We start from the raw sequence: 5,899 nt of genomic DNA on the forward strand, positions 1-5,899 counted from the left end.
GGTCGATTCGTGTCAGCCTTCGCTGGCCAACCGCTCAGGCTCTTTCAAATAGAGCAGCAAAATCGTGAGATCAGCAGGTGTAATTCCGCTGATGCGTCCCGCCTGTCCCAGATCCCGCGGGCGAACGCGAGCCAGCTTCTCCTTGGCCTCGCGGCGCAGTTGAGCGACCGCCTGAAAGTTGAATGTCTCCGGAATCTTCACGACCTGAATCTGGTTTTGACGCTGGATATCTGCAGATTGTCGGCGGATGTAACCAGCATATTTGGTTTCAATCTCCACTTGCTGCCGGGCAAGTTGCCCGATCGCTAGTGATGCTAATTCGCTGCTGCGAAAAGTCAGTTCCGTCCAGGTGACCTCCGGTCGCCGCAACCACTCTTCCAGCGTGCTCCCTTCATGTCGCAATCGCTGAATCAAGTCGCTGGCCCGTTCGATCTCCTGTTCATGCTGCTGGAACCGCTGCCAGCGTTCTTCCGTCACCAGACCGATCCGTCGTCCGATGGGGGTCAGTCGGCGATCGGCGTTGTCCTGGCGAAGCAGCAACCGATACTCGGAGCGAGAAGTAAACATGCGGTAGGGCTCATCGACCCCTTTTGTCACCAGATCATCGATCAGGACCCCCAGGTAACCCTGGCTGCGATCAATGATCAAGGGAGGTTGATTCGCCAGCTTGAGCGCCGCGTTCGCACCGGCAATCAATCCCTGACCTGCCGCTTCTTCGTACCCGGTTGTTCCGTTGATCTGACCTGCGAAGTAAAGGCCCTCGACGCGCTTGGTTTCAAGAGTGGCTCTTAACTGAGTCGGCGGTGCGAAATCATATTCCACTGCGTAGCCGTAGCGCATGATCTCGGCCCGTTCCAGTCCTCGAATTGACCGAACGAGTTCGTCCTGCACATCCCGGGGAAGACTGGTCGAAATGCCATTGCAGTAGTACTCCCACGTGTTCCGCCCTTCGGGCTCGAGGAAGATATGATGCGACGGCTTTTCCGCGAAACGGACGACTTTATCTTCGATTGACGGACAATAGCGGGGACCTGTCGACTGAATCTGTCCGCTGTACATCGGGGCCCGATGAAGGTTGGCCCGAATCAGTTCGTGCACCCCTTCATTGGTCTCGGTCAACCAGCAGGGAATCTGCGGCTGCGAGATCGAGTCGGTCAGATAAGAAAACGGTTGAGGCAGGGGATCCCCCGGCTGCTCGGAACAGGCCGAGAAATCAATCGTCCGGCCGTTCAGTCGACAGGGAGTTCCCGTTTTAAACCGCTGGAGTTCAAAACCGAGGCTCCTCAGCGAATCGGACATGGTTCCCGTTGTCCCGTCCCCCGCACGTCCCCCCGCTGTCTTGGCTTCCCCCGTGTGCATGATCGCCTGCAGGAATGTTCCGGTCGTGACGATCACACTGCGGCAGTGATAGACACCTCCCCCACGTACCCGGACGCCCGTAATGCGGTAGGGTGCGGAACCCGATTCCGCTTGATCCGCCGTGGCGTCGCCTGGTTCCGAAAGGAGTTCTTCGACCATTTCTTGTCGGAGGGTCAGTCCCGGCTGAGACTCGATCCGGTACTTCATCGCGAATTGATAGGCTTTTTTGTCTGCCTGGGCACGAGGGCTATGCATCGCAGCCCCCTTGCTGCGATTGAGCATCCGGAACTGAATGCCGGTCTCGTCAATCACCCGGCCCATCTCGCCCCCCAGAGCGTCGATTTCTCGGACGATCTGGCCTTTCGCCACGCCACCGATGGCTGGATTGCAGCTCATCTGGCCCACGCTGTCGCAGTTCATGGTGAGCAGTACGGTCGTGGCGCCCATTCGCGCCGCTGCCAGTGCAGCCTCACATCCGGCATGGCCTGCACCGATCACGGCGACATCAAAATGATAGTAGCTGGTGTTCATAGTACGCAGATTAGCAGAACGGTGAGCGGACTACAGCATTCGACGGAAACGAATTGTCACCGGAGCAGGGGAGAGGTGAAGCCCCGTGAGCAAGCCACAAACAGAATCTGTCGCCACCAAGTCAAAAGAAATGTCCCCCGGAACGCCCGGCTGACACTCCCGACGTCGCTCCCTGATTCACGGGGAATTTCGTGACCCGCTCGCAGCTCAACTAGCCGAATGCACTTGAACGGATTAAAATTTTGGCCGTCGGACACGCCGAACGCGCATCAGGACACTTCACCTCTCGGCTGCCTATCCCCCGGTCTCAATGGAAGCAGGATCGATTCATGAAATCACACGCGAAAGAACGTCAGCTTGTCTGGTTGGGATTCGGCGTCATTGCCGGTCTTTGCCTTGCCTATCTGTGGCCGCATGAGCAGGTTCTTGCCAGCGCAACCGACCGCGATGCCAAGTTCGCCATTTGTACGGTCGAAGTCGGTCCAGGACTTCCCGATGCGGTCTTTGTACTGGATTTCTCGACGGGCCGACTGCAGGGGGCGTTGCTGAACCCACAGTCGCAGTCCTTCACAAACTTCTGGTTTGCCAACGTCGCTCAGGATTTCAAAGTCCGCTCGAACGGCAAATACACGATCATCCCCGGACAAGGCTTCCTGAACGCGGGTGCTGCCAATCAGGGGACCGGTCAGGCCGTCGCCACGGGAGTGCTGTACGTCGCTGAAGTCACGTCAGGGATGGTCGGCTGCTACCGGTTCGGATACGTCAACTCCCCCAACCCACTGCCACCCAGCGCCCTGCAGCCCGTGGACGTGTTCCCCTTCCGCGAATCTCAGACGAAATAGCCCAATGGCGTGTCATCCCATCCGGGAATCGCAGACAGCGAGTTTCCTGGATGAGATCTCGCATTCGGGAGCTTTGCGAACTCTCGCCTGACTCGGTGAGCTTGCAGACTCGGAATCAAAAGATCAGGGAGCCTCTCATTCAGAGGCTCCTTTCTTTTTGCGCTTCCGGCAGTCGAGTAACACCCTCCCACGTGGCCGCAGATGTGAACCCCCGAGAACAACACCGCAGCTCGGCGAGCGTGCTCGATGGTGCTCAGTCTCGGAAACACGGATTGAATCCAGGGTCAAAGTCATGGTGTTCAGCGTGTCACAGCGGCTGCACCGACTGCCCGACCCCGGACTCGCGATGAGCGCAGCAGAAGGGATTTTCCACCCAGCAGATTCGTGCGCGGCAATGGAGCCGTGAAACAGCTTCTTGACCTGTCATTACCGCTTTGCCGACATGCTTGAAGCGGACGCAGGACTGAGATTGTAAAGAGAGTAGAACCCCCAGCGGCTGAAAATCCGCAGGCCGCTTTCGCCCGGTTCGACCTCGTTCCAACTCCAGTGCGAGGGAAGATCCGGCACATCAATTTCCAGTAGCGGCGAAGCTGTGGATGAAAACTGAGCGGCGGCCATGAATTTCTCATGTCCGCGACTGAGTCCCATCAGTTCCCCCGTTGAGAGGCTCCACCGGGCAACGCGGCCTTGCCAGTCACCGCTGACGAGTGAATCACCATCTGCGTGAAACGCCACCACTGCCGCAGGTGAGTTCCAGTTCATCGAGATCACCTCGCTCCAGTCGCGTGAATCGACCAGTGCGATTCTGCCTGTTCGAGGAGACATCCAGTCCCCCGTCGCAACCGCCAGCAAGGCAGAGTAGGGTGAGAACCGCACGCAGTTGATCGGAGCGAGTTCGCGAGGAAATTCCTGCATCACTTTGTCTGCAGACCGATTCCAGATCCGTACAACCCCATCGCGACCACCCGTTGCGATCCAGGAACTGTCGGCAGAAAGATCAACCGTCTTGACGTCCCCCCCGGGGACCTTCCATTCACGGTCAATCTTTAGCGTCTGTGTGTTCCACAATCGAAGCATTCCATCACGACTGACGGACACGAACTCACGTGAGCCCTGGCCGAAAGCCATCGCCTCGATCGAGAAATCGATCAGCTCGATTTCTCGACCCGACTCCAAGTCCAGGAGCGTGCGAAATCCTTCGTTTCCTACGACAACCAGGCGACCATCAGACGACTGTGCCTGCACCTCAGACCCGCTCCATCGCGTTACATTGCCGGGCTCACCTTCCGCCGAATCCGTGTTCTTCGTCCCCTCCGTAACAGGGGAGGCCCCCGGATCCCCGGCCATTGGCGCGACGGACGAAATCGCGTTCCACGGGACGGATAACTGAGCCATCGGCGATACCGTCGCCGGAAGCAAGGTTCCCTGTGCACCAACCCACGAGGGCTGCAGGGGCAGCAGACAGACCAGCAATGCACACAGTCCCCATCCGCACAAGCCAATGTCCTGGCGGCGGGGGCCACTCATGATCCAGGTCAGACGTTGTCGCAGGAACGGAACCTGGCCGATGCCGGTCGCCAGGGCGGGCATTCTCAACTCCTGCTCGGCGAGAAAATCGACCACGTCGAGAATGGCCTGGGCATACCGCCTGGGGACGGATGGAGCAATCGACACGACCATCGCGTCGCAGCATTCTTCTTCCGCCGCTTCGATCTCGCGACGTGCCCACCAGACACCGGGATGCCACCAGAAGAGTCCCGTCGTTACCAGGGCGAGAACGCGAACCCAATGATCGCGACGACGGAAGTGGGACAGTTCATGAGTCAGCAGCGTTGCCGTCGCTTCCTCATCCAGCCGATCCAGCAGCAGTTCAGGGAAGACCAATAACGGTGATCGTCCGCACCCCCAGAGCATGGGGGACATGACCCCCGGCATCAGCCAGACGGTGGGTGCTTGAGTCAGCCCCATCCTTTGAGCGATGACGTCGGCGGTGCGCTGGAGTTTCGTGCCGGCTGCACATCCCTGCTGTAGCGCCAGCCGGAATCGAATGCATCGCATTCCCTGCACGACAAACCAGGTCAACGCCCCCAGAGCCCAGACATTCAGAAGTACGGCCAGAGCATAAAGACGCAGATTCTGGCTACGCAGCGATCGAGTGACGTACGACTGAATGGTCTCGTCCCGGGCGGCCATCCGACGGTCCTGATCCGCCAGACTGCGAGGTCGGGGTCGAGGGCTGGGTTGGGACTGCGACTCGTGAATCGAATCCTCGCTCAGACCTGCCAGACGTTGCCGCAGTTCGATGGTATCCACGTCCGCCAGCACAGGGGGAATTAACTGCTGACCAACCGTGACCAGCCATTCACGGTCGATCAACGGAACTTGCCACAGCGGTGGTGTCACGAGCTTGACAAGAATGAGAACCCATAAGAGATGCGTCAGAGTGGGACGACGAAAAGTCCGCCCGGCAATCTCAGAGAGAATGGCGAGCGGAACAATCATCATCGCGTTGATAAGTGCAAACTCGAGATACGTCAGCACTGCGCGCTCCTGCCGGAAGTCCTGCGCTCCAGATCCGCCAGGGATCCCACTCCGATCTGGCCTCAGGCCAGACGTCTACCGTGACAAGCTTTTCTACAGTGAAAAGCTTCGGTCTATCGACCTTTTTCCTTGTCGAGATCGTCCAGCAAATCACGCAGCGAACCAATCTGATCGGGACTGAGCTTTGCCTTCACCAGATGGGACAGCAGAGGGGCGAGCGAACCTTCACACAACTTGTCCGCAGTAGCCTGTAGACGGCGACCGATCAGCTCGTCACGATCAATTTTCGGCTCGAACATGTGAGGCCAGGGCTTGCGGTCCCGCTTCACAAATTTCTTCAGTTCCAGCCGTTCAAGCAGCTTCTGCACCGTGGCGTAATGTGCACCGGTGCCACCGGGATAGAGCGTATCCGTCAGGTCGCGAACCGTTGTTCGCCCTCGTTCCCATAAGAGATTAATGACCGCTAATTCAGCGTCAGTGATGTCCTGGGGTGTTCGTGCCATGAGTACCTTCGTCTTCGATGAAAAAAATAAAATTTAACACTCAAGAATAAGACGCTATGTCTACTGATGTCAATCACCAACGTTAAAAACTTTGATTAAAGCCTACCCCTGTGCAACAGGAAT

The 5,899-nt window shown here is 58.0% G+C and carries 4 protein-coding genes; 1 reads left to right on the forward strand and 3 read right to left on the reverse strand.

Annotation, left to right across the window (positions count from 1 at the left end; genetic code table 11):
* Positions 1 to 12: 12 nt before the first annotated feature.
* On the reverse strand, positions 13 to 1,890 hold the full coding sequence (mnmG, locus tag VGE80_RS22005) for a tRNA uridine-5-carboxymethylaminomethyl(34) synthesis enzyme MnmG (protein WP_440594139.1): 1,878 nt from the start codon (positions 1,888 to 1,890) through the stop codon (positions 13 to 15).
* 329 nt (positions 1,891 to 2,219) lie between these two features.
* Here mnmG and VGE80_RS22010 point away from each other — a divergent pair, with 329 nt between their 5' ends.
* Positions 2,220 to 2,732 (forward strand): hypothetical protein, encoded by a 513-nt coding sequence (locus tag VGE80_RS22010; RefSeq protein ID WP_373652992.1) that lies wholly within the window; start codon positions 2,220 to 2,222, stop codon positions 2,730 to 2,732.
* A gap of 426 nt (positions 2,733 to 3,158) precedes the next feature.
* Here the strand turns inward: VGE80_RS22010 and VGE80_RS22015 are convergent, their stop codons facing one another.
* Together VGE80_RS22015 and VGE80_RS22020 are read right to left on the reverse strand one after the other, a co-directional pair.
* A complete protein-coding gene (locus VGE80_RS22015; RefSeq protein ID WP_440594140.1) occupies positions 3,159 to 5,273 on the reverse strand; it encodes a M56 family metallopeptidase in 2,115 nt (704 codons plus the stop codon).
* Positions 5,274 to 5,386: 113 nt separating this feature from the next.
* The gene (locus VGE80_RS22020; protein ID WP_373652994.1) at positions 5,387 to 5,776 is read right to left on the reverse strand and encodes a BlaI/MecI/CopY family transcriptional regulator; all 390 of its coding nucleotides are present in this window, start codon (positions 5,774 to 5,776) and stop codon (positions 5,387 to 5,389) included.
* Between the last annotated feature and the right edge of the window lie 123 nt (positions 5,777 to 5,899).

It is taken from the genome of Schlesneria sp., assembly GCF_036405755.1.
Taxonomy (GTDB): Bacteria; Planctomycetota; Planctomycetia; order Planctomycetales; family Planctomycetaceae; genus Schlesneria; species Schlesneria sphaerica.

Bases quoted from the DNA above. Each gene is read 5' to 3' on its own strand.
- mnmG (WP_440594139.1), bottom strand. From the start codon at position 1,890: ATGAACACCAGCTACTATCATTTTGATGTCGCCGTGATCGGTGCAGGC.
- VGE80_RS22010 (WP_373652992.1), top strand. From the start codon at position 2,220: ATGAAATCACACGCGAAAGAACGTCAGCTTGTCTGGTTGGGATTCGGC.
- VGE80_RS22020 (WP_373652994.1), bottom strand. From the start codon at position 5,776: ATGGCACGAACACCCCAGGACATCACTGACGCTGAATTAGCGGTCATT.